The sequence below is a fragment of the Nocardia lijiangensis NBRC 108240 genome, assembly GCF_001613045.1.
GTDB lineage: Bacteria > Actinomycetota > Actinomycetes > Mycobacteriales > Mycobacteriaceae > Nocardia > Nocardia lijiangensis.
In genome coordinates, this window is sequence record NZ_BDBP01000082.1 from 26,062 (window position 1) to 47,937 (window position 21,876).

Genomic DNA, 21,876 nt, shown 5'->3' on the forward strand with positions numbered 1-21,876 from the left:
GGCCGACATGCAGGTGGTAGTGGTGGGCAGCGGTTACGCGGGCACGCTCGTGGCGAACCGGGTGTCCAAGAAGGTGAAGGATGCCGAGATCACGGTGATCAACCCGCGCCCCGACTTCGTGGAGCGGGTCCGGTTGCATCAGCAGATCGCGGGAACGGCGTCGGCGGCAACGCCTCTCGTCGAGGTGCTGCGGGAAGGCATCACGGCGCGGGTCGGCACGGTCGACAAGATCGGCAACGGCACCGTCGCCCTGACCGACGGCGCGAGAATCGACTTCGACTACGTCTTCCTTGCCGTGGGCAGCACCGTGGCGCCGATGCCGGGAACGGTCCCGGTGGGCACGTGGGAGGGCGCGCAACAAGCTCGCGAGGCGCTGACGGCGCTTCCCGCTGGCAGCCAGGTCACGGTGATCGGGGGAGGCCCGACGGGCATCGAGACCGCGGCCGAGATCGCCGAGGCCAGAACGGATCTGCGGGTGCGGCTGGTCGGTTCCGCGGTGGGCGGTGGCCTTGCCGACGGTGCGCGCCGACGTCTCCGCGCCGGGCTGGAGCGGTTGACGATCGACATCGTCGACGATGACGTGCTCGAGATCGGCTCGGGCGCAGGACAGTTCGACGGCGTCGTGCGGCTGCGGTTGGGGTGGGACCTGGCTTCCGATCTGACCCTGTGGGCGATCGTGTCGGACGTTCCCGACCTCGCGGCGCGCAGCGGCCTCGCGGTCGATCCGCGCGGTCGTGCGGTCGTCGACGAATTCCTGCGCAGCGTCAGCGACGAGCGGATCTTCGCGGTGGGTGACTGCGCGGCCGTGCCCGGCGCGCGCTTCGCCTGCTACACCGCGCTACCGCAGGCCATTCACGCGGCCGACAATTTCGCCCGGCTGCACAAGGGACGCAAGCCCAAACCGCACTCCTTCCCGTACTGGAACCGTGGCATCTCCCTCGGACGAAAGGACGCGATAACCCAGTTCACGCATGCCGACGATTCCGTGCGGCGGGCCTACCTCGCAGGCCGCGTCGCGGTGACGCTCAAGGAGATGGGGGCGCACAGCGCGTTCTCCACCGCTCGCGCGGGCGTCTCCAGCTTCTGACAAAGCACTGGCGTACGTCGTCCGGCGGGGATTCAGTCGGCCAGCGCCGATGCCAGCCGTTCGTAACCCGGTCCGAGACGGCGGATCTCGGCGGCCAGCGTCGCATCGTCGGCGACGACCAGCGGATGCTGGAGGCCGCCGACGATTCGCGACTGCTCGATGGCGATTCGGGCCGCGCGCTGCCGACCGACGATCGTCAGGCTCGAGGCGGCATCGGCGAGCCTGCGAGCGCCGAGACGGATACCGAACACCCCCAGCAGGTCTCGGGCGTCCGGCGACAGTCCCGCGTCGACCAACTCGGCGATGCGCTCGACGGAGTCCGCCGCTCCCGTCAGCCAGCGGAGGGCTCTCGGCACCGCGGCGTTCAGTGCCGCGTCGATGGAAACCGCACGCTCCCGGACGAATTCCGATCGCATGACGAAAGGAGCTTCGGCGTAGGCAATCTCGTCGGCCCGCCACGCCGCCACGAAATCGGAGGCGGGCAGCGTCGCGAAGGGATGCCCTTGCGGGTCGTGCAGCACGACGACGTCTGCCTCCATCGCGAGCGCTACGACGTAGTGGTCCGCGCCGAGGGGCGCGCCGGAGCCGGGCCGGTAGCTCAGCAGCCCCATATCGAGCGGACCGACCAGGACCGGGCCGTGTTCGAGCGCGGCACGCAGGCGGTCTACGGCATCGGCGGCGGACCCGCCCTTCGCTCGCGTGCACTGCCACCCCAGCAGCTCGATCGCCGCGTCCAGTCCGATCTCCGGATGCCAGCCGACCGGATCGAAGTACGGTTGCACGCCCTCCACCTGCGCGCCGAACGGTGATCCGGTCAGGGTTTCGATCACCCCGACCGGCGGTGCGTGCTCACCGAGCAGCATCGCCAGTGCGTTGCTGTAGCAGTAGGGACCGGAGCCGATGTAGGGATGCACGAGCTCCAGCCAACGGTCTGACACGGTGTGAGAGTCAAGACGCAGCAGGTTTGTTCAAGACTCCGGGCAGGCGGATAGGCGAGTCTCGAGGGCGAAGGCATTCCACGATTCCAGGAGAGACCATGGCCCCCATGCCGCCTATCGTTCGTACCGCTTTCGAGGAGGAGCTGCGCGCCGCGAACGACGCCGCCGATCTCGACGCCATGTGGCGCGCGTTGGAGCGCGCGCACATCCTGTCCCAGCCGTGGCCGTGGCCGCACACCCGCTCGCACTGGCACATGCTGCGGCTGGCGCTGCGGTGCCACGACCGTCGTGAGGCGATCGGCCAGCTGATCCGGTTGTCGGGGGCCGGGCTCGGTTCGTCACTCGGCCGGGTGCCCATCGGCAATACCGGCCGCACCGCCGTCGGCATCATGACGCCCATGCCGATCCCGTCCGACCTGGCATCGATCCTGGAAGCGGGTCGTCGCGAGACCGCGCGCACCTAGCCCGAATATCTACTACGGGCTGTCGTTTCGAGCGTAGGATGGCGGCAATCGGAAGTATCCGTGACCAGCTGAGGGGAGCCCGGGAAATGCGAACCGTTCTTCGTATTCGGAGCCACCTGGGGGCGTTCCGGCGGGCACGCCGGAACCGTACCGACCTCGTCGGCTGGCTGGGGCGCAGGCCGCAGCTGCTGGTGAGCACGGCGGTCTACGAGACCATGTCGATCTTCGCCAACCGCCTCGATCCGCATCTCAAAGATCTGGCCGAGCTGAAGACCGCGGGCTTGGTGAACTGCGAATTCTGTCTCGACATCGGCTCGGCCATCGCGCAGTCCGCCGGGGTCACCGAGCGGCAGATCACCGATCTGCCGCGCTATCGGACCAGCGACGCCTACACCGAGCTGGAGAAACTGGTCATCTCCTACGCCGAGGCCGTCACGGCGACGCCTGCGATCGAACTCGGCGAGCTGCGCGACCAGCTGCTGACCCATCTCACCAAGGCGCAGCTCGCCGAGCTGGCCGCCGCCATCGCCTGGGAGAACCAGCGCGCTCGCCTCAACCAGGCGCTCGGCGTGCGGCCCACCGGCATGTCCGAGGGCATGGCGTGCGCGATTCCCGAGTCGCGCATGGGCTGAGCGGTCGGGAGCGCTGTCCCGGATCGGATGACCGGGCGGCGCCCTGGCATCATCCGACCATGGTCATTCCCAGCGTCTTGCCGGAACGTCCGTCCATCGGAACCCCCTTTCGCACGGGGTGGCCGGTCCGTCTCGCCGACACCGACAGGGAACAGCGGCTTCGCCTCGACGCGGTGGCCCGCTACCTGCAGGACATCGGCTTCGAACACCTCGACGCGGTCGAGGATGGCGACGCGCACCGCGGCTGGGTGGTGCGCCGCACGGTGATCGACGTGCTCGAGCCCGTGAGGTGGGGCGAGCGGGTCACCCTGCAGCGCTGGTGCTCGGCCCTGTCCAACCGCTGGTGCAACATGCGCGTGCAGATCTTCGGCAGCGCGGGCGGCCGCATCGAGACCGAGGCCTTCCTCATCCACTTCGGTATCGACAGCGGCGTGCCGACCCGGATGAGCGACCGCTTCATGGCCCCGATGCTGGCCAGCACGACCGAGCATCGCCTGCGCTGGAAGGCCGCCCTCACCGACCCCGCGCCCGATGCGGCGGCGGCCGACGTCGAGGTGCTGCCGTTCCCGCTTCGGGTGGCCGACATCGACGTGCTCGATCACGTCAACAACGCGGTCTACCTCGGTGCGCTGGAGGAACTGCTGGCCGGGCACAGCGACCTGATCGCGACCCCGTACCGGGTGATCATCGAGTACGCCAAGCCGCTCGAGTCCCGCGACGAGGTCCGGGTGATCGGCCGCCGCGTCGACCACACCCTGGACGCCTGGCTCGCCGTCGGCGACGAAGTGCGCGCGGTGGCCCGCGTGACCCCGCTCTGAATCGGCGGCTGTGACGATGCGGTCTCGGGCTCCGCGGAACCCGTGACCGAGATCCTTAGGTGAGCTAACGTGTCGAAGGGGACCAGTAGCTCATCGTGGAGGCGGGTCAATGGCGGACGAAGCGCGGGCTGTGCGACAGACCGAGCGGATCGCGCGGTTGTATGCCGAGCATCCGCAGATCCGGGACGCGGCACCGAGCCGGGAGATCAGCGAGCTGATCCGGCAGCCGGGCATGCGATTGCCGCGCCTCGTGGAAACCCTCATGACCGGCTACGCCGACCGCCCCGCGCTCGGACAGCGCTCGGTACAGCTGAGCACCGATCCGCGGACCGGCCGCCGGACGACGCGGCTGCTGCCGACCTTCGACACCATGACCTACGGCGAGGCGTGGGCGCGCATCGGCGCGGTCGCCGCCCACTGGCGTCACGAAATCTCGGTGCGCGCGGGAGATTTCATCGCCATTCTCGGTTTCACCAGCGCCGAGTACACCATCCTGGATCTGGCCTGCGTGCACGTCGGCGCGATCGCGGTGCCGCTGCAAGCCGCCGCGCCCGTCGCGCAGCTGCGCCCCGTCCTCGCCGAGACCGCCCCGCGGATCCTCGCCACCGGTCTCGACCTGCTCGATCACGCCGTGGCCTGTGTGCTCGACGGCCACGCTCCGGAGCGCTTGATCGTCTTCGGCTACCACCCGGGCGACGACGATCACCGCGAGGCGCTGGAATCGGCTCGCCGCCGCCTGGTCGGCGTCCCGACCGTGGTCGACACCCTGGACGACATCATCACCCACGGCCGCGGACTCCCGCCCGCGCCCCTGCGCGATCCTGAAGACGACGCGCTGACGCTGCTCGTCTACACCTCGGGCAGCACCGGGACGCCGAAGGGCGCGATGTACTCGGGCAGTTTGGTGACCGCGATGTGGCTGGCCCAGCCGCTGGTCGCGGCGATCAACCTCAACTACATGCCGATGAGTCACGTGGCGGGCCGGATGACCCTGTACGGGGTGCTGGCCCGCGGCGGCACGGCGTATTTCACCGCGGCCAGCGATATGTCGACGTTGTTCGAGGACCTTGCCCTGGTGCGGCCCACCGAGCTGTTCTTCGTACCGCGCGTGTGCGACATGGTCTTTCAGCGTTATCAGAGCGAGCTCGATCGCAGGGCGGGCGCGGGCGTCGCCGCCGCCGATCTGGAGGCCGCGGTGAAAACCGAACTCCAGCAGGACTTCTTCGGCGGTCGCTACATGACCGCGATCTGCGGCAGCGCCCCGCTGGCCGCCGAGATGAAGACCTTCATGGAGTCCGTGCTCGACCTGGACCTGCACGACGGCTACGGCTCCACCGAGGCGGGCGGCGGACTGGTCATCGACACGGTGGTGCGCAGGCCACCCGTTCTCGACTACAAGCTCCTCGACGTGCCGGAACTCGGCTATTTCCACACCGATTCGCCGTATCCGCGCGGCGAGCTGCTGCTGAAGACGACCGCGATGATCTCCGGGTACTACCGGCGCCCTGAGCTCGACGCCGAGATCTTCGACGACGACGGCTTCTACCGCACCGGCGACATCGTCGCCGAACTCGGCCCGGATCGCCTCGTCTACGTCGACCGGCGCAACAACGTAGTGAAGCTGTCCCAGGGCGAATTCGTGACGGTCGCCAAGCTGGAGGCCGTGTTCGCGGGCAGTCCGCTGGTGCGGCAGATCTTCGTGCACGGCAGCAGCGAGCGCGCCTATCTGCTCGCGGTGATCGTGCCCACCGCCGACGCGCTGGCCCGCTGGGAGGGCGCGGAACTGGCCGCGGCGCTGAGCGCGTCGCTGCACCAGGTCGCCAAGGACGCGGAGCTGAATTCCTATGAGATCCCACGCGATTTCCTGATCGAGACCGAGCCGTTCAGTGCCGCGAACGGACTGCTGTCCGGTATCGGAAAGCTGTTGCGCCCCAAAATGAAGCAGCGGTACGGCGAACGGCTGGAGCAGCTCTACGCCGAGCTCGCCGCGGCGCAGAACGAGGAACTGCTCGCGCTGCGCCACGAGTCCGCGACACGACCGGTGCTGGAAACCGTCGGCCGGGCGACCCGCGCCCTGCTCGGCTGTGCGGGCACGGATATTCGTCCCGACGCGCATTTCACCGATCTCGGCGGCGATTCGCTGTCGGCTCTGTCGCTGTCGAACTTGCTCGGCGAACTGTTCGGCGTCGAGGTGCCGGTCGGCGTGGTCACCAGCCCGGCGAACGACCTGCGCGGGCTCGCCGACTACATCGACGCCGCACGTTCCGGGGGGACGCGACGGCCGAGCTTCGTCGCCGTGCACGGCGACACCGGCCGGGTCACGGCCGCGCAGCTCACACTGGAGGCGTTCCTCGATCCGGTGACACTGGCCACCGCCGCGGACCTGCCCTTGGCCGCCGATCCTGCCGGGACCGTCCTGCTCACCGGAGCCAACGGGTATCTCGGGCGCTTCCTCTGCCTGGAATGGCTCGAACGGTTGAATGCCACCGGCGGCCACCTGATCTGCCTGGTGCGCGGCGCCGACGAGTACGCCGCACGCAAACGGCTCGACGAGGCCTTCGACACCGGCGACGCCGACTTGATCGATCGCTTCCACGAGCTGGCCGAGCGCGGCCTCGAGGTGCTCGCGGGCGATATCGGCGAACCGAATCTCGGTGTGGACGAGGCGACTTGGCGGCGTCTGGCCGCGGACGTCGACCTCGTCGTGCATCCCGCCGCGCTGGTCAACCACGTGCTGCCGTACCGGCAGCTGTTCGGCCCCAACGTGGTCGGCACGGCCGAACTGATTCGCCTGGCGCTGACCACGCGCCGCAAGCCGATCACCTACCTGTCGACGGTGGCGGTCGCCGCGCAGATAGATCCGTCGAAGTTCGCCGAGGACGGCGACATTCGCGAGATGAGCCCGGTCCGGGTCGTGGACCAGAGCTACGCCAACGGGTACGGCACCAGCAAGTGGGCGGGTGAAGTGCTGCTGCGCGAGGCCAATGATCGCTTCGCGCTCCCGGTCGCCGTCTTTCGCTCGGACATGATCCTGGCGCACAGCCGATTCGCCGGTCAGCTCAACCTGCCCGACATGTTCACCCGGTTGCTGCTCAGCCTGCTCGTCACCGGCATCGCACCCGCCTCGTTCTATGAGACCAATGGCGCAGAGCAGCGTCCTCGCGCCCATTACGACGGCCTGCCAGCGGATTTCACCGCCGCCGCCATCGCCGCGCTCGGCGCCGCGACCACCGCAGGCTTCCACAGCTACGACGTGCTCAACCCGCACGACGACGGAATCTCCTTGGACACCTTCGTCGATTGGCTGATCGAGGCGGGGCACCCGATCCACCGCATCGCCGACTACGACGACTGGTTCGCCCGTTTCGAATCCGCGCTGCGCGCGCTCCCCGAGCACCGGCGCACCCACACCTTGCTTCCGCTGCTGCGCGCGTACCGGCGTCCGGCGCCGCCCCTGCACGGCGCGGCCCTGCCCGCAGCGAATTTCCGCGCCGCGGTCCGATCGCTCGGACTCCCCGGTGCAGCGGACATCCCGCACCTGTCGCGGCCCCTCATCGAGAAGTACGTCAGCGATCTGCGGCGGCGCGGACTGCTCTGATCGGTGCCGCACAGAGCCGAGGCGCCGCGCACCGACGTTGCGGTGCGCGGCGCCTCGGCGCTCGGAATCAGGAGCCCACGAACTGATCTCCCGCGATCGACCGGGACGGTGCGCCGTCGACGCCTACCGGAATGTCGCCTTCGAGCGTCGTCCGGTAGAGCACCCGGGTGACGTCGAGGTGCTCGAGGTCGCTCGGGGCCAAGTGGGCGGTGGCCCGGTTGTCCCAGAACGCCAGACTGCCCTTCTCCCAACGGAACCGGACGGTGTACGCGGGATCGGACAGCTCGTCGAACAGCAGCTTCAGCACCGCGTCGCTCTGGCGCGGGCTGAGTCCGACGATCCGGGTGGTGAAGCCCGGGTTGACGAACAGAACGCGCTCCCCGGTGACCGGATGCACCCGCACCACCGGGTGTTCGGTGATCAGCGGCGCCTTGGCCACCTTCTTCGCGTAGTCGCTGTCCTCGTGCCACGCGGGCTGTCTGCCGCCGAACCGGTGCTCGGCACGCAGACCGTCCACGAATGTCCTGAGCACCTCGGGCAGGCCCGCGTAGGCGGCGGCCAGGTTGGTCCAGCTGGTGTCGCCGCCGCGTTCCGGTGCGATCTCCGCGCGCAGCAGCGAGGCGGCGGGCGGGTTGATCAGCGGCGAGACATCGGTGTGCCAGTGGTTGGTGTAGCTGAACTTGCGCACGCCGAAACGCTTTTCGTACAGGCGGCTGTCCACGGCGAGGATCTCCGGGAACTCGGTGGGCGCGTCGTCGTACGGGTGCGAGGGCGTGACGGAGCCGAAGCGCCGGGAGAACGCGATCTGTTCGGCGTGGCCGATGTGCTGGTCGCGGAAGAACAACACCTTGTGCGCGTGCAGCGCGGCGGTGATGTCGGCGACCTGCTGGTCGGTGAGATCGGTTCCCAGATCGACGCCGGTGACCTCGGCGCCGATGTGCCCGGCGACGGGGGCGATGTGGGCGGTGCTGGTCGGAGCTTCGCTGACGGTGGTCATTGTCGTGTCTTTCGGGAGGTGATCGGCGGTGGGCGGCGGTCACGGCGACAGTTGCTGCTGCCCATACGCATGTAGTCGACCTCGAGTCGTCGGATCAGCGGCATGGCACTGGTGGTTCGGTGCGTGCTCAGGCGCTCGCGCGCGTGGCGCTGTGCGCGAACTGGTTGTCCACGGGGTCGAGGCCGTAGTGCCCGCGCAGCGTGGTCGCCGTGTACTCCGTGCGGAAGAGCCCGCGGTCCTGCAGGATCGGCACCACCCGGTCGACGAAGTCGGTGAGCCCGCCGGGCAGGTACGGGGGCATGATGTTGAACCCGTCGGCGGCGTCGTTCTCGAACCAGGTCTGCAGTTCGTCGGCGATCTGCTCCGGTGTCCCGGCGAAGGTGCGGTGCCCGCGCCCGCCGCCGAGCTTGCCGATGAGCTGGCGCACCGTGAGCTGCTCCTGCTCGGCGAGCTCCTTCACGAGCGTGAATCGGCTCTTGCCGCCCTCGATCTCGCTCTCCGCGGGCAGCGGAGGCAGCGGCGCGTCCAGCGCGTGCGCGGTCAGGTCGACGCCGAGCAGGCCGGACAGCTGGCGCAGCGCGTAGTCGGGGGAGATGAGGTCGGTGAATTCCTGCTCGAGGGCGCGCGCCTGCTCGGGGGTGTCGGCAATGAACGGCACCAGGCCGGGCAGCACCTTCAGCTCGCCTGCCGAGCGCCCGTACTTGGGCAGCCGCGACTTCAGGTCGCGATAGAACCGCTGCCCTTCCTCGAGCGTGCGCTGCGCGGTGAACACCGCCTCGGCGTACTGGGCGGCGAACTCTTTGCCGCTCTCCGAGGAACCGGCCTGCACCAGCAGCGGCCGCCCCTGCGGGCTGCGCGGCGCGTTGAGCGGGCCGCGGACGCGGAACCGCTCGCCCGCGTGATCGATGGTGTGCACCCGGTCCGGATCGGCGAACACGCCGGACTCCTCGTCGAGCACGATCGCCTCCGATTCCCAGCTGTCCCACAGTTGGACGGCGACGTCGACGAACTCCGTCGCCCGTTCGTAGCGGCGCGCGTGCTCCGGGATGGCGTCGTAACCGAAGTTGAACGCCTCCTGCTCGTTACCGGAGGTGACGATGTTCCAGCCCGCCCGGCCGCCGCTGAGGTGATCCAGCGAGGCGAAGACGCGGGCCAGGTTGAACGGCTCGTTGTAGGTCGTCGACGCGGTCGCGATGAGCCCGATCCGTTCGGTCGCCGTGGCGATCGCCGACAGCAGGGTCACCGGCTCGAAGACGGCCAGCGTGTTGCGTTTGATCTGCGGACCGACCGCGAGCCCGTCGGCGAAGAAGACGGAATCGAGCTTGCCGCGCTCGGCGATCCGCCCGAGCTCCTGGAAATGCGCGACGTCGAGCACCCGGCGCGCCTCGGTACGCGGGTGCCGCCAGGCGGCCTCGTGATGGCCGACGCCCATCAGAAAGGCGTTGAGGTGAAAGGTTTTACGAGGTTCGGACATGGGGTTCTGCGTTCTTTCGGAAGGGCACGATCAGGAGTGGTTGCGCCAGCGGGAGAAGCGGCGCTCGAGGGCGACGAGTACCCCGTTGAAGGTCAGGCCGAGCAGCGAGATGGCGAGGATGCCCGCGTACATGTTCGGGATCTGGAAGTTCTGCTGCGCGGCGGTGATGAGGTAGCCGAGTCCGGCGCGCGCGCCGACCATTTCGGCGGCGATGAGCACCAGGATCGAGGACGCCGCGGCCATCCGGACACCGGTGAAGATCGACGGCACCGCGGCGGGCAGCACCACCTTCTGGAACAGCCGCAGCGGTCCGAAGCCCAGGGAGACCGCCGATTTGATCAGCAGCGGGTCGACGGTGCGCACGCCGGTGATGGTGTTCAGCAGGATCGGGAAGAAGCTCGCGTAGAGCACCAGCGCAACCTTCGACGTCTCGCCGATGCCGAGGATCAGGATGAAGACCGGAAGCAGCGCCAGCGCGGCGGTATTGCGGAACAGTTCGAGGATCGGATTCAGGAAATCGGCCACCGGCTTGTACCAGGCGATGCCGATGCCGACCGGAATGGCGACGAGCAGCGCCAGGGTGAAACCGCTGAGCGAGCGGGTCAGACTGGTGGAGACGTGATCCCACATCTCGCCGCTGGCCACCAGCTCGGCGAACGCCTGCACCACCACCGAGAAGCGCGGCAGGAACACCTCGTCGACGAGCCCGAGGCGCGGCGCTGTCTCCCACAGCGCGAGGAACAGCGCGATGACCACCGTCGGCTTCAGGACCCGCCACCCGAGTCGCAGGGTGAGGCCGAGCAGGCGGGACGTCCGCCCCGGGCGCACTCGCGCCGGTGGCGTCGCGGCGGCCGTCTTCGGTGCGGCCCTCCGGGCGGTGGTCTTCTCCAAGACCTGCACTGCGCTAGACATGGGCGTGCCTCCTGTCGTTGCCCGCGGAGCCGATCTCCGCGCGTTCGAGTCCCTGCGCGCGACTCACTTCGGTCTGCAGCTGCTCCCAGATCGCGTGCCGGTATTCGCGGAAGCGTTCGCCGGAGCGGATGTCGGCGCCGGACGCACGGTCGATGTCGATCTCGAGGATCGACTTGACCCGCCCCGGCCGCGAGGTCAGCACCGCGACGCGCTGCCCGAGATAGACCGCCTCATCGATGCCGTGGGTGATGAACAGGATCGTCTTCCCTGTCGTCTTCCAGATGCGTAACAGCTCGTCCTGCAACGACTCCCGGGTCTGCGCGTCCAGCGCGGCGAACGGCTCGTCCATCAGCAGCACCTCGGGGTCGAACGCGAGGCTGCGGGCGATGGCCACCCGCTGTTTCATGCCGCCGGACAGCTCGTGCGGGTAGCGGTCGCCGAACCCCGCCAAGCCGACCAGTTCCAGGTAGTGATCGGCCAGCTCCCGGCGCTGCGCCCGGCGCAGCCCTTTGGCCTCGAGGCCGAATTCGATATTGGCCCGCGCGGTGCGCCACGGCAGCAGCGCGTACTGCTGGAACACGATGCCGCGGTCCAGCCCGGGTCCGGTGATCGGCTTGCCGTCCAACAGTAGTTCGCCCTCGGTGGGCTTGCTCAACCCGCCGAGCAGATCCAGCAGCGTCGACTTGCCCGACCCGCTGGGGCCGACGAGGACGAGGAATTCGCCTTCGCGCAGCTCGAGGGAGATGTCCTCGACCGCGGTGAACTGCTCTTGCGAGCCACGGACCGCGAACTGCTTGCGCACTCCGGTGAGGCGCAGTTTGACTGCGGTGTCGGTCATTTCGCCGCCACCACCTCTCCGGTCGGGCCCGTCGCCGGGCCGTAGGTCCCGTTCGCGTAGGGGTTGTCCTTGTTGGTGAACAGGTCCTTCGCCGAGAGCTTGCCCTCGGCCAGGTCGCCGTTGCGGATCAGCCAGTCGATCCAGATCTGCAGTTCCTTCTCCGCGATCACCGCGCCGGGGACCGGAATGCCGGGACTGCGCCAGTACTTCAGCAGCTGGGTGTTCTCGTTGCGCCCGCGCTTCGTGATGATGGATTCGAAGCGGGCGAGCACTTGGTCACGCGGGGTCACCTGGAGCCAGCGGGTGGCGCGGGCGGTGCCCTGGACGAAATCGCGCACCGCGGCCGGATGCTGCTGGAGGTAGTCGTTGCGGAAGACGTAGGTGCCGTAGTCGAACTCGCCGAAGATCGCCTTGTCGGCGAAGAGCGGGTGGATGCCACCGCGCTCGACCGCGGTCTCGCGGAACACCCCGCCGAGCGCGGCCACATCGATCTGCCGGTTGCGCAGCGCCTCCTCGGTGTTCACCGGCGGCACCACCACGAGCTCGACCTGCTTGATCTCCTGCTCGCTCAGGCCCTCTCGGTGCAGCCATTCGCGGGTGACGAACTCGTGGTGCGCGCCGAGAGTGTTGATACCGACCTTCTTGCCGATCAGATCCCGAGCCGAGGCGATGCCGGAATCGTCGCGCACGAAGTAGCCGGTGTACGAGAGCTCGTCGGCGCCATAGGAACTCAGGACCGAGGTGACCTGGGCGCCACCGGACACCAGCTTCACGACGGCGCCGTTGAACGCGCTGCCGAATTCGATCTGCTTGGTGGCCGCGGCCTGGATATTGGCGGGCCCGCTGGTGGTGTCGCCTTCCCAGCGCAGCTCGATCTCCGAGAAGTAGCCGAGATCGGCGGCCAATTCGAAGGCCGTGACCTGACCGGTCTGCCCCTGATAGCGGAGCACGGACTTGCCGTCGGCGGTGGTGGCGGGTTCGGACGAGCCGCACCCGGCCAGGACCGCCACGGCGGTGGGGATCGCGAATGCGGCGGCGAGCGCGCGGATGACCCGCGGCCGTCGGTTCAGGGACAACATCTTTCGGTTCTTTCACTGGATGCGCCCACCACCCGGATGCGGGCATGCCGGTACGGCAGGTGAGCAGGGGAAGGGCTACCTGATCGAGGGTCGTGGCGCGGCGAAGCGCCGCCGGTCAGCGGCGACAGACGCCGTGCGGGACGCGCATGAGATCCACGGTGCGGCGGCGGATCAGCGGCGGGGATACGACCGGTGTCCGCGGCGAATCGATGGCACCCATGCGGACCTCCCGTGTGTCGGCGGAATCGAACGTGCAAGCACTATCGCCCGGCGGGCTCGTCGCAACAATGGTTCCGCGCAGGTCGCGCCTAATCCTTGGGGCGCGCTCAGAGGTGGTACCGCACGACGGGGCTCCACAGCACGAAGCTGTCGATCCCCGCGGCTGCGGTCGCATCGATCTGTGCCCTGACCTCGGCGTGGCCGTAGGTGACGCCGAGGCTGAAGTCCTGCAACCACGGCACGACCTTCGCCCCGGTGCCCTCGGTGATCCTGCGGAAGTCCTCCAGCGAGCGCAGCACGATGTCGTAGGGCTGCCCGTTCGGGTGCGCGACGCCGTACTCGCCGGAATTCCAGTGCGAGGGATAGACCATCGGCGCCACGTAGTCCAGGTGCGCGGCCATCATCGGAATGTCCTGGGCGATCTGATCCGGCCGGGTGGCGGCGATGCCGAACACCGCGGCGCTCTGGAACGCGCCCGCGTCGTGCACCGGATCCCGGCTCTCGCGGAGGAATTCAGCGATCGAGACGGTCGGGTCGGCCGTGGCGCCGGGAAACACCATGCTCGACAGGCTGCCGTCCGGGCGCCGGATGTAGTCGTACATGATCTCGTCGAACCCGAGCGCCGCCGCTTCGGTCGCGAGATCGATGTTGTACTTGCGCACTTCGGGATGCGCGAAGTTGGTGAACGCGATCGGCCCGTACTTGCTGGAATACGGTCGGCCACCCGGACTCTGGACGACCCAGTCCGGCCGCCCCGCGTGCCATGCCCATTCGGCCAGCGTCGGGTCGCGGAACGCCACGATCCGGCCGATCACCCGCAGGCCCATCTCGTGCAGCCGGGTCAGGGCGGCGCGCGCGTCGTAGATCGAGGTCGCGGCACCGGATTCCCTGGCCAGCGGCACCTGGGAGTCGTAGCCGATCACGCCGTCCTCGTCCTTGATGTCGAGCTGGACGGTATCGATGTGCCCGGCGCGGGCCAGGTCGAGCACGCCCTCGCGCAGCCCTTCGTGCGACCAGGCGTGCGCGGTGACGTGCACCGCTCTGATCCTCGGCAGCTCGACGAGCGCCGGGACGGGCGTTCGCGTCGTATTGCCCGCGGCGTCGGCCGCGACGAGCTCGACACCGGCAGGCGCGCGCGGCAGGGTGATCTCGAAGGCGCCGTCCGCCGCGGCCGGCGTCGAGACCGCACCGACCGAGACGAGCTGCGCGCCGATCGCCTTGCCGCGCAGCGTGACCGGCTCGCGGTAGGAGCGCACGGGCTGCGCCGGGTCCAGCTGCACCGTGGGCGGCGTCGAGTCCACCGTGAACGACTCGGTGGCGCCGGGCTTGGAGCGCAGGAACCCGAGCAGGCCATCCGCGGGGATCTCGGCGCTGAGTTCGTGTGTCCCATCGGGCAATACGCCCGGACGGTAGACGACGTCGTCACCCTCGACCACGCCCTGCACCGGCACGCCGTCCAGTGTCAGGCGCACGGCGTTCGGGTCGTGGCCCGACGCGTCGACGCGCAGCGCCAGCTCCGACGCGGCCGCGGTGCCGACGACCCCGGTGGGCAGTCCCGTCACGGTGAACCGCTCGGCCTCGGGCCGGAACGCCGTGACGAGGGCCGCGACGGCGAGGATCGACCCGACGACGGCCACCGCGATCGCCGCGAGCCGCCGAACGCGGGTTTCCGGACGTCGTTCGAGCAACGCGCACACCAACTTTCGACTCAGGTTTCCCTACTATCCACGGCGGCGGTGCCCGATGTCGGGCATTTCGCCCATAAGCGGACGATTCGACTCATCGCCCACGTACGGTGAGCCGATGGCGAGCAATGGCGCGTTCGCGTTTCGATGCGCACTGTCGGTCCTGACTTCCGCGCTGCTGCTCGGGTGTGGCGCGGCGGCCGAATCCGCCACGCCCGCGGTCGTTTCCACCCCGGCGTCGCCCGCGCCGGTGGACCCGGCCGCGGTCGGCGCGAACGAGCTGGGACTGATCCCGGTGCTGATGTACCACCAGGTGACGGCGAATCCCGCGGGCGAATACGACCAGACGCCCGAGGAATTCCGCGCGGAACTCGACCGGCTCTACCGCGAGGGCTACCGCCCGGTCACGGCGGCGGCCTACATCTCCGGCGCCATCGATATCCCCGCGGGCACCCACCCGGTGGTGCTCACCTTCGACGATTCGACGATCAGCCAGCTCACGCTGACCGGCGACGGCCGCCCCGCCCCCGACAGCGCCGTGGGCATCCTCGAGGAATTCGGCGCGGGCCACCCGGATTTCCGCCCGACCGCGACCTTCTACGTGAACAACGGGTCCTTCGGTGACGACCGTCGCGCGCTGACCTGGCTCGCCGAACACGGCTACGACCTCGGCGCGCACACCGCAACTCACGCCAACCTGTCCCGATTGGACGCCGCCGGTGTGCAGCGCGAACTGGTGCAGAACCTGCGCGCCATCGCCGCTGCCGCGCCGGGCGCCCCGGTGCGCACCATGGCGCTGCCGCTGGGCATCTTCCCCGCCGATCGGCGGCTCGCCGCCGCGGGCGAATGGGACGGCACGCGCTACGTCTTCGAGGCCGTGATGCTGGTCGGCGCCGAACCCGCGCCCTCGCCGTTCGGACCTGTCGATCCGGCCGGTGTTCCGCGCATCAGGTCCGGGCGCGGGGAGGTCCCGTTCGATTCGGCGCACTGGCTGGACCGGCTCGCCCGGGATCCTGGCCTGCGCTACACGTCCGACGGCGATCCGCGCCGCATCTCGTTCCCACGGCTCCTCGCGCCGGAAATCGGTGCGGCATGGGCGGATCGGGCGCACGCCTACTGAGGCTCGCCGCGCCGCTCAGGGGTGCGTCCGGTACTCCGCGAGCAGCCGTTGCACGCCGTCGACGAGTTCGCCGCGCCAAGAGAACCCGAGCCGGGCGGCGACCTCCGCGGCGACCTCGGCGAACAGGTCGACCGAAGCATCCAGTGCCCGCCGGGCGTCGTCGGCGTCGAAGCGGCCGAAGGTCTCGTGCACCCGCCGCCACAGGTCGGCGGGCAGCCACTCGTCCATGTGGTGGCCGATGTACCAGGTGTAGCGCGGATGGTCTCGGGCGGTCGACCCGTACCACTCGAGCATCTGGAGCAGGCACACCTTCATGGTGTTGTCACGAAACTTCGCCACCCACAGCTCGCCGCGGTTCAGGTAGATCGGCACCTGGGTGGCCTCGAAGAAGAATTCCTCGGTGACCGCGGTGAATTCGGCGAGATCGGGCGGCGCGGGCTTCGGGGTCTTCCCGGTGGGGACGGGCAGCCGCGCGGTGAGGCCGGTGCGGTCCAGATGGACACGGAAGCCGCGCTGGTACAACTCCTCCAGCCCGTGTTCGATCATGCCGGTGAGGCGTTCCTCGCCCGCGATCGTGATATCGATCTTGCGGCCGCCCGCGTAGACGACCAGCAGGGGAGCGGGCCACGGAGCGTCCGGGTCCGCGTCGTCTTCGTCCTCGAAGGACACCGCGAGCAGGACGTCGCCGAAGCGGTGCAGCCAGCTCCGGTCGGCGAAGAACTCGCGCCAGTACGGAGTGATGATCTCCAGATCGAGATCGGAGTATCGGTCGATCCGGTCGCCGCGTCCGCGCGATCCCGTCTGGACCAGTGCGGTGATCCGGTCGTCCTGCCGCGCCCATGCGACAACGGCGGCGAGGAGTTCCTCGGCGTCCTCCATGGGACGACCGTACCAAGGGGCGGAATTCCGGCGGGCCAGATGGGATTCGGGCTGAAGCCGGGACCCGAGTCCCAGCTGACCTGCTCGGCGATGGTGGGCGCTTTCGGGGGCATTGCGACCCACCCTGCAACCTCGGGGCTACCAAGGCGATTCCAGCGTAAGCCAATGATTTGCTGTACCAGCTCGTTTCGGACGAATGACACCGTGTCGTTACAGAAATTCCGCAGCCAGTAGGTGACGCAGGTCGTATTTCATCGGATGTCTCGGTGTGTTGCGCGGTGCGCGCGAAGCGGTCACGTTCGCGCCACGATGCGGCGTGTTCGACGCCACGACGGGCAAGAGATGGATTGATCGGCAATGACAAGGCACACTTCGCCGTGAGTAATCCCGAAACGGGGTGAATCCCTCAGTAGCCGAGTATTTCGAGTCGAGTATTTCGTCGGCCCCGCTCGCGGGCGGGCCGCAGGAAAGGTCGTGATCGATGATCCGGGAACGCGTGAACGAGATCGTGCTGTCGGCGATCGGTAGAAGCGCCCGAGCGCAGACGCCGTTGGTCGAGTGGTACGGCGACTGGCTGCGCGGTGCGTATCCGAACGAAACACCCGAGCAGATCCTCCAACGCGTGCAGCGGCACTATCGCACCGCGGTGACCGCGAGCGGGGCCACGGTGGGCGTCTGCGCCGCGGTACCGGGGATCGGCGTGGTCACCGGTCTGGCGGCGATGGGTGTGGACACCGTCTTCTTCGTCGAGGCGTCGGTGCTCTACGCGCTGACGGCCGGAGCGATCCACGGTGTCGAGCCCGGGGAGGTCGCCCGCGAGACCGCGCTGGTGTCCGGCATCGTGTTCGGTCCTGGCGGGGTCCGCTTCGTCGGGAAGCACACCGCGAATGCGGCGAAGAACTGGGCCGCCGAGCTCGCGGACCGGATTCCCGGGGTGTCGAGTCTGAACGAAGGCGCGGTCAGGCGAATCGTCGTGCAGACCATCGCGAAACGCAGCGTGCTCGCCTTCGGCCGGGTGCTTCCGGCGGGCATCGGCGTAATCGTCGGCGCGACCGGGAACCGGGTGCTGGCCGATACGGTGATTACCAACGCGCGCAACGCATTCGGACCTGCCCCTGTGGGCTGGGCCGTGCTCGACGTGTCGCTGCCGGAGACCGCGCACACCGGGGAACCGCTCGTGAACGTCTTCGAGTCGAGCTGAACGACGCTCCGAGCGGGAGCGGGAAGAACGCGTGAAGGCTACTGGCGCGCAGTGCCGTACCGAGACTCGCGCGGGGTGCTTGGCCGAGCGCTCGATCCGAACATGACGCGCTGCCACCAGGGCTCGAGCCGACTGGGTTCGGGCCAGATCACGATCGCGGGATCGGGTTCGGACTGCTCGGTTGCGGCGTTGTCGACCATGCTTGCCTCCTCGGCAGGTGGGTCGGGCGCCGACATCGCCGAATTGCGATGACATCGTGATGCGACATTGCACCGGACCGACGGGCGAACCCACAGACTTCCTGTTTCCGAATGTGATGACGTTGAACAGGACGTCGACCCACTTGGTATTCCAGGTATCCACAATTTTAGCTGATGTCAGTACTTCGCGAGCGAAACTTTACGGAGGGGGTCCCTGTGCTCAGCCCGGTTTGCGAACGCTGAGACAGTGAGGCCGCCTGATTCCGGCCGGTCGGTGGCGCTGTATCGGCTTGCGGTGGGAGTGTGGGCTAGTGGCTACGAAGACGGCGTTCCGGTGCGCGAGCGGACCGCCGAGGCGGGTGTATCGGTCCTCGGTGGCGCTGCTGTCGGTGCTGGTCCTGCTGCTGGCCGGGCTGGTGGCGTGCGGTGCGCAGCACGAACGCGTCGCGGCGGCGCCCGGCGAGGTCGTCTCGGTGACGCCGGTGCTCGGCTCGACGACGGAACAGACGGCCGACTACCTGAAGGACTGGGCGATTCAGACCCCGGTCCGCAACGGCATCGACGCCTACCGGGTCGTCTATCGCACCTCGGCACCTGACGGCGCGGACACCACCGCCAGCGGCCTGGTGGTTCTTCCGCGCACCGAGGCGCGCAGACTGCCGGTCGTCAGCTACGCGCACGGCACGATCGTGCGCAAGGACGAAGCACCCTCGGCCGACGCCGAGACCGATCGCGCACGTACCGCCCTGTTCGCGGCCGTTGGCTACGCCGCGGTCGCCCCGGACTATCTCGGCCTCGGTGAGGGACCTGGCTCGCATCCCTACGCGCACGTGCCGACCGAGGCCAGTGCGTCGGCGGATCTGCTGCGCGCCGCGCGGATGGTCGCCGCGCGGGAGGGACGCGAATTCGACGGCACGCTGCTGGTCACCGGGTTCTCCCAGGGCGGCCAGGCCGCGATGGCGCTGGCCGAGCGGGTGGCTGCCGCGCCGGACCTCGGATTCACCCTGGCGGGCGTCGCGGCCGTGAGCGGTCCCTATGCCGTCCGCGAGGTTCAGGCGCCCGCCGCGTTGGACGGCCGGATCAGCCCGCGCGCCGCGGTGCTCTACATCGCCTACTGGCTCACCGCGATGAACCGGATCTATCGCCTCTACGACGAACCGGGCGAGGCATTCCAACCGCCCTACGCCGAACGCGTCGAGCAGCTTTTCGACGGTCGTCACGACATTCTCTCGGTGTCCACCGGGCTGCCTGCCACACCGAGGGAACTGCTGACCCCGCGCTTCCAGGCCCTCGCGCTCGACCCGACCGGTGAGGCGTTGCGCGCGATGACCGACAGCGACGGCGCCTGCGACTGGACGCCCCGCGCCCCCGTCCGGCTGTATGTCTCCTCCGACGACCGCGCCGTGCCCGCGGCGAACGCCGAGCGGTGCCATGCGGCGTTGGGCGGCGACCGGGCGAGCGTCGTCGATCTCGGGCCCGTCGACCACTCGGCCACCGTTCGTCTCGCGCTGCCCGGGATCCTCACGTGGTTCGGCGAGCTGACCCCCGCTCCGTGACGCTCCGCGCGGCACCTCAAACCCCTTGCCGGGCAACGTCGCTGGTGAAAGCCGTGTGAGAGGCACGCGCGGCAATCATGGGTATTGTGGCCGTCAGGTCGGGGTCTTCGATAGGAGTGATTCACTGATGAGTCAAAGGTTGACGTTCGGCCTAGGCGTCGTGTCCGTCGTCGTGGCGGCGGCCGGAATACTGGCGCCGCAGGCGGTGGCGCAGGAGTTGGCGCCCGGCGTCTCGTGCGAGGGATTCAGCTGTCGCAATGACACCGACGACACCTACCGGGTGGAGTCCGTGGTGACGTGCTCGGACGGGGCGGGCCAGGCCACGGTCGTGACGTACGCGCGGCCGCAGGCCACGACCGACCTTCAATTCTCGTGCCCGTTCAAGACCTTTCCGGGCAAAATGGAGCAGCAGCCGCCGAGACTGAACCCGGACGGTCCGGGATACGTCTACCCGCCGCCCACTCTGGGGCCGCCGGAGGTCAAGATGACCCGTCCGGTGCTGATCGAGCACCGCAGTGCCGAGATCGACAACAACCCGCCGCAGTAGCCGACGGGATCGGCGAGCTGATCGTGAGGCGGGGTGCGCTGAGCGCCCCACCTCGGTTCAGGGGCGATTCGCACGGGCGATCGGCGTCGGAATCGACTGCTCGAAGTCACCCGCGGGCGCAACGGTGACCGCCAAGGTGTCGGTCACCGGGAAGATCGCGCGCCGGTATCGGCCGCGCTGAGTGGCGGCGGCGACGCCCGCCGCGATGGCGATCAGCAACGCCATCGTGGCGGCGAGCCAGTTCCGGCGCAACAGCCTCCGGGCGCGGCGGCGGGGAACGGCGTCTTCGAGCGCTCGCAGCAACCGGTGTTCCAGGCCGGCCGGCGGCGGCACAGCATCCAGAATGCTCAACGCCGCCAACGTTTCTCGCACCTGGCCGACCGTCACGTCGAACTCCGCGGCGCATGCCCGATCGGCGACCGCGCGCTTGCGTTCGATGCGTCGCCGCTCGACGTCGGTGACGGCGTGCATCGCATACGGGTAGGCGAGCTCGCGCAGGTCGGCGCCGGGGTGGTGCGGCCGATTGTTCGTCGTCATCACTGTTCTGTACTTCCGTGGTTGCGAGCCGAGCCGGCCGCTGGCTGATGGGACGGTATGGACTTCGGTGAGCTCCGCCGCGTGGATGGGCCTCCGGCCGGGAAATGTGTGAAATTTGTGCGTTTCACCTCGAGGTAGGGTCTTTCGCTGATGAAATGGGTTGGCGATTTTCGGGACTCGGCCGGGGCCGGTGCGGCAGGAGGTGCTCAGGTGAATCGATCCGACCGCGCCGCCACGGTCTTTGGCACGATGCGTGCGGCGTCGCTGCTGCTGATTTCGGCGATGATCGCGGTGGTCACCGGCGTCGTGCCGGGCGCGGCCGTCGCGCGTGCCGAGGCGGATCCGGGCTGTCCGGCGGTCGCAGGCGTCTTCCTGCCGGGAACCTGGGAGACGAATCCGTGGGCCGACGAGTCGGCGCCGGTGGGCATGCTGGCGCCGCTCGCCGCTGCGCTGGCGGTCGGCCTCGGCGACGCCTTCGCCTTCCGGTTCCCCGCCTACGAGGCCTCGGCATTCGATCGGATGCCCTACGGCGACAGCAAGGCGACCGGCGTCGAGGCAGCGTCGCGCGCAATCGCCGACTTCGGGCGTGACTGCCCCGCAACGAAATTCGTGCTCGCCGGGTACAGTCAGGGCGCCGACGCGATGGGTGACGTGGCCGCGACGATCGGCTGCACCGGCACGCCGGTCGCCGCGGACCGGGTGCTCGCGGTGGGGCTGATCGCCGACCCGCGCCAGGGCACCGGCGGCGCGACCCTGGTCGGCCCGCCCGTCCCGGGGCAGGGCATCGCGGGGCCGCGCCCGAGCGGCTTCTGCGCGGTGTCGGCCGTGACGGCCCAGATCTGCGCGACCAAGGACAGGTACTGCTCGACCGACGCGGCGACCCATCCGCTGCTCGCCTCCCTCGGACGCCTGCTCGCCCAGCCGATCGACGCCGACCCTGGGACCGCGAACGATTCGGCCACCGCCGCGCTGAACAGCATGCTCGCCTCCGACTTCGGCGACGTGCGGCTGGCGGAGCTGCCCGCCGCGATCGATCGTCTCGGCGGATACGGCGCGACGGGGACGACCGCCACCGCCCGGCTCGCGGCCGCGGCG

19 protein-coding genes are annotated in these 21,876 nt (G+C 69.2%); 10 read left to right on the forward strand and 9 right to left on the reverse strand.

What is annotated here, in order from left to right; all coding sequences use genetic code 11:
• Positions 1 to 7 precede the first annotated feature (7 nt).
• Positions 8 to 1,087 carry an NAD(P)/FAD-dependent oxidoreductase gene (locus tag NL1_RS27365; protein WP_067845085.1) on the forward strand — a complete coding sequence of 360 codons (1,080 nt, stop codon included), beginning with the start codon at positions 8 to 10 and terminating at the stop codon, positions 1,085 to 1,087.
• 32 nt (positions 1,088 to 1,119) lie between these two features.
• Here NL1_RS27365 and NL1_RS27370 read toward each other — a convergent pair whose 3' ends face one another.
• Positions 1,120 to 2,025 (reverse strand): YobF C-terminal domain-containing protein, encoded by a 906-nt coding sequence (locus tag NL1_RS27370; RefSeq protein WP_245673560.1) that lies wholly within the window; start codon positions 2,023 to 2,025, stop codon positions 1,120 to 1,122.
• A gap of 98 nt (positions 2,026 to 2,123) precedes the next feature.
• Here NL1_RS27370 and NL1_RS27375 point away from each other — a divergent pair, with 98 nt between their 5' ends.
• The 4 genes from NL1_RS27375 to car all read left to right on the forward strand — a co-directional run bounded on the left by NL1_RS27375 (position 2,124) and on the right by car (position 7,537).
• Positions 2,124 to 2,489 (forward strand): DUF3703 domain-containing protein, encoded by a 366-nt coding sequence (locus tag NL1_RS27375; protein WP_067845087.1) that lies wholly within the window; start codon positions 2,124 to 2,126, stop codon positions 2,487 to 2,489.
• 86 nt (positions 2,490 to 2,575) lie between these two features.
• On the forward strand, positions 2,576 to 3,121 hold the full coding sequence (locus NL1_RS27380; RefSeq protein ID WP_067845089.1) for a carboxymuconolactone decarboxylase family protein: 546 nt from the start codon (positions 2,576 to 2,578) through the stop codon (positions 3,119 to 3,121).
• Between the two features lie 59 nt (positions 3,122 to 3,180).
• Positions 3,181 to 3,939, forward strand: a complete 759-nt coding sequence (locus tag NL1_RS27385; RefSeq protein WP_067845091.1) for an acyl-[acyl-carrier-protein] thioesterase — start codon at positions 3,181 to 3,183, stop codon at positions 3,937 to 3,939.
• Between the two features lie 109 nt (positions 3,940 to 4,048).
• On the forward strand, positions 4,049 to 7,537 hold the full coding sequence (gene car, locus NL1_RS27390) for a carboxylic acid reductase (protein ID WP_067845093.1): 3,489 nt from the start codon (positions 4,049 to 4,051) through the stop codon (positions 7,535 to 7,537).
• A 67-nt stretch (positions 7,538 to 7,604) separates the two neighbouring features.
• On the opposite strand, the gene NL1_RS27395 is transcribed toward car, so the two are convergent.
• The 6 genes from NL1_RS27395 to NL1_RS27420 form a co-directional block, all read right to left on the reverse strand.
• Entirely contained in the window at positions 7,605 to 8,534 is a 930-nt protein-coding gene (locus NL1_RS27395; RefSeq protein ID WP_067845098.1) for a TauD/TfdA dioxygenase family protein, read from the reverse strand.
• Between the two features lie 127 nt (positions 8,535 to 8,661).
• Complete coding sequence (locus tag NL1_RS27400) at positions 8,662 to 10,008, reverse strand: LLM class flavin-dependent oxidoreductase (protein ID WP_067845100.1); 1,347 nt, start codon at positions 10,006 to 10,008, stop codon at positions 8,662 to 8,664.
• 30 nt (positions 10,009 to 10,038) lie between these two features.
• On the reverse strand, positions 10,039 to 10,920 hold the full coding sequence (locus tag NL1_RS27405; protein ID WP_067845102.1) for an ABC transporter permease: 882 nt from the start codon (positions 10,918 to 10,920) through the stop codon (positions 10,039 to 10,041).
• Positions 10,913 to 11,758, reverse strand: a complete 846-nt coding sequence (locus tag NL1_RS27410) for an ABC transporter ATP-binding protein (protein WP_067845104.1) — start codon at positions 11,756 to 11,758, stop codon at positions 10,913 to 10,915. Before NL1_RS27410 ends, NL1_RS27405 begins: the two co-directional genes overlap by 8 nt.
• Positions 11,755 to 12,837 carry an ABC transporter substrate-binding protein gene (locus NL1_RS27415; RefSeq protein ID WP_084510992.1) on the reverse strand — a complete coding sequence of 361 codons (1,083 nt, stop codon included), beginning with the start codon at positions 12,835 to 12,837 and terminating at the stop codon, positions 11,755 to 11,757. The genes NL1_RS27410 and NL1_RS27415 overlap by 4 nt, the downstream gene beginning before the upstream one ends.
• A gap of 326 nt (positions 12,838 to 13,163) precedes the next feature.
• Positions 13,164 to 14,744, reverse strand: coding sequence for a putative glycoside hydrolase (locus NL1_RS27420; RefSeq protein ID WP_245673562.1), 1,581 nt, complete (start codon positions 14,742 to 14,744; stop codon positions 13,164 to 13,166).
• A 115-nt stretch (positions 14,745 to 14,859) separates the two neighbouring features.
• Between NL1_RS27420 and NL1_RS27425 the strand changes: the two genes are divergently transcribed.
• Entirely contained in the window at positions 14,860 to 15,861 is a 1,002-nt protein-coding gene (locus NL1_RS27425) for a polysaccharide deacetylase family protein (RefSeq protein ID WP_067845107.1), read from the forward strand.
• Positions 15,862 to 15,876: 15 nt separating this feature from the next.
• Here the strand turns inward: NL1_RS27425 and NL1_RS27430 are convergent, their stop codons facing one another.
• Positions 15,877 to 16,740: an aminoglycoside 6-adenylyltransferase gene (locus tag NL1_RS27430; protein WP_067845109.1), complete on the reverse strand. Its 864-nt coding sequence runs from the start codon at positions 16,738 to 16,740 to the stop codon at positions 15,877 to 15,879.
• Between the two features lie 481 nt (positions 16,741 to 17,221).
• On the opposite strand from NL1_RS27430, the gene NL1_RS27435 reads away from it, so the two are divergent.
• From NL1_RS27435 to NL1_RS27445, 3 genes are all read left to right on the forward strand, one after another.
• Positions 17,222 to 17,941 (forward strand): hypothetical protein, encoded by a 720-nt coding sequence (locus tag NL1_RS27435; protein ID WP_156095074.1) that lies wholly within the window; start codon positions 17,222 to 17,224, stop codon positions 17,939 to 17,941.
• Between the two features lie 511 nt (positions 17,942 to 18,452).
• Positions 18,453 to 19,697 carry an alpha/beta hydrolase family protein gene (locus NL1_RS27440; protein WP_156095075.1) on the forward strand — a complete coding sequence of 415 codons (1,245 nt, stop codon included), beginning with the start codon at positions 18,453 to 18,455 and terminating at the stop codon, positions 19,695 to 19,697.
• A gap of 127 nt (positions 19,698 to 19,824) precedes the next feature.
• The gene (locus tag NL1_RS27445) at positions 19,825 to 20,244 is read left to right on the forward strand and encodes a hypothetical protein (RefSeq protein WP_156095076.1); all 420 of its coding nucleotides are present in this window, start codon (positions 19,825 to 19,827) and stop codon (positions 20,242 to 20,244) included.
• A 57-nt stretch (positions 20,245 to 20,301) separates the two neighbouring features.
• Here NL1_RS27445 and NL1_RS27450 read toward each other — a convergent pair whose 3' ends face one another.
• Positions 20,302 to 20,781 (reverse strand): RskA family anti-sigma factor, encoded by a 480-nt coding sequence (locus tag NL1_RS27450; RefSeq protein ID WP_067845117.1) that lies wholly within the window; start codon positions 20,779 to 20,781, stop codon positions 20,302 to 20,304.
• Positions 20,782 to 20,991: 210 nt separating this feature from the next.
• Here NL1_RS27450 and NL1_RS27455 point away from each other — a divergent pair.
• On the forward strand, positions 20,992 to 21,876 hold an 885-nt coding region (locus NL1_RS27455; protein WP_156095077.1), incomplete at its 3' end, for a cutinase family protein.

Bases quoted from the DNA above. Each gene is read 5' to 3' on its own strand.
- NL1_RS27365 (WP_067845085.1), top strand. From the start codon at position 8: ATGCAGGTGGTAGTGGTGGGCAGCGGTTACGCGGGCACGCTCGTGGCG.
- NL1_RS27375 (WP_067845087.1), top strand. From the start codon at position 2,124: ATGGCCCCCATGCCGCCTATCGTTCGTACCGCTTTCGAGGAGGAGCTG.
- NL1_RS27380 (WP_067845089.1), top strand. From the start codon at position 2,576: ATGCGAACCGTTCTTCGTATTCGGAGCCACCTGGGGGCGTTCCGGCGG.
- NL1_RS27385 (WP_067845091.1), top strand. From the start codon at position 3,181: ATGGTCATTCCCAGCGTCTTGCCGGAACGTCCGTCCATCGGAACCCCC.
- car (WP_067845093.1), top strand. From the start codon at position 4,049: ATGGCGGACGAAGCGCGGGCTGTGCGACAGACCGAGCGGATCGCGCGG.
- NL1_RS27395 (WP_067845098.1), bottom strand. From the start codon at position 8,534: ATGACCACCGTCAGCGAAGCTCCGACCAGCACCGCCCACATCGCCCCC.
- NL1_RS27400 (WP_067845100.1), bottom strand. From the start codon at position 10,008: ATGTCCGAACCTCGTAAAACCTTTCACCTCAACGCCTTTCTGATGGGC.
- NL1_RS27405 (WP_067845102.1), bottom strand. From the start codon at position 10,920: ATGTCTAGCGCAGTGCAGGTCTTGGAGAAGACCACCGCCCGGAGGGCC.
- NL1_RS27410 (WP_067845104.1), bottom strand. From the start codon at position 11,758: ATGACCGACACCGCAGTCAAACTGCGCCTCACCGGAGTGCGCAAGCAG.
- NL1_RS27415 (WP_084510992.1), bottom strand. From the start codon at position 12,837: ATGTTGTCCCTGAACCGACGGCCGCGGGTCATCCGCGCGCTCGCCGCC.
- NL1_RS27425 (WP_067845107.1), top strand. From the start codon at position 14,860: ATGGCGAGCAATGGCGCGTTCGCGTTTCGATGCGCACTGTCGGTCCTG.
- NL1_RS27430 (WP_067845109.1), bottom strand. From the start codon at position 16,740: ATGGAGGACGCCGAGGAACTCCTCGCCGCCGTTGTCGCATGGGCGCGG.
- NL1_RS27435 (WP_156095074.1), top strand. From the start codon at position 17,222: ATGATCCGGGAACGCGTGAACGAGATCGTGCTGTCGGCGATCGGTAGA.
- NL1_RS27445 (WP_156095076.1), top strand. From the start codon at position 19,825: ATGAGTCAAAGGTTGACGTTCGGCCTAGGCGTCGTGTCCGTCGTCGTG.
- NL1_RS27450 (WP_067845117.1), bottom strand. From the start codon at position 20,781: ATGACGACGAACAATCGGCCGCACCACCCCGGCGCCGACCTGCGCGAG.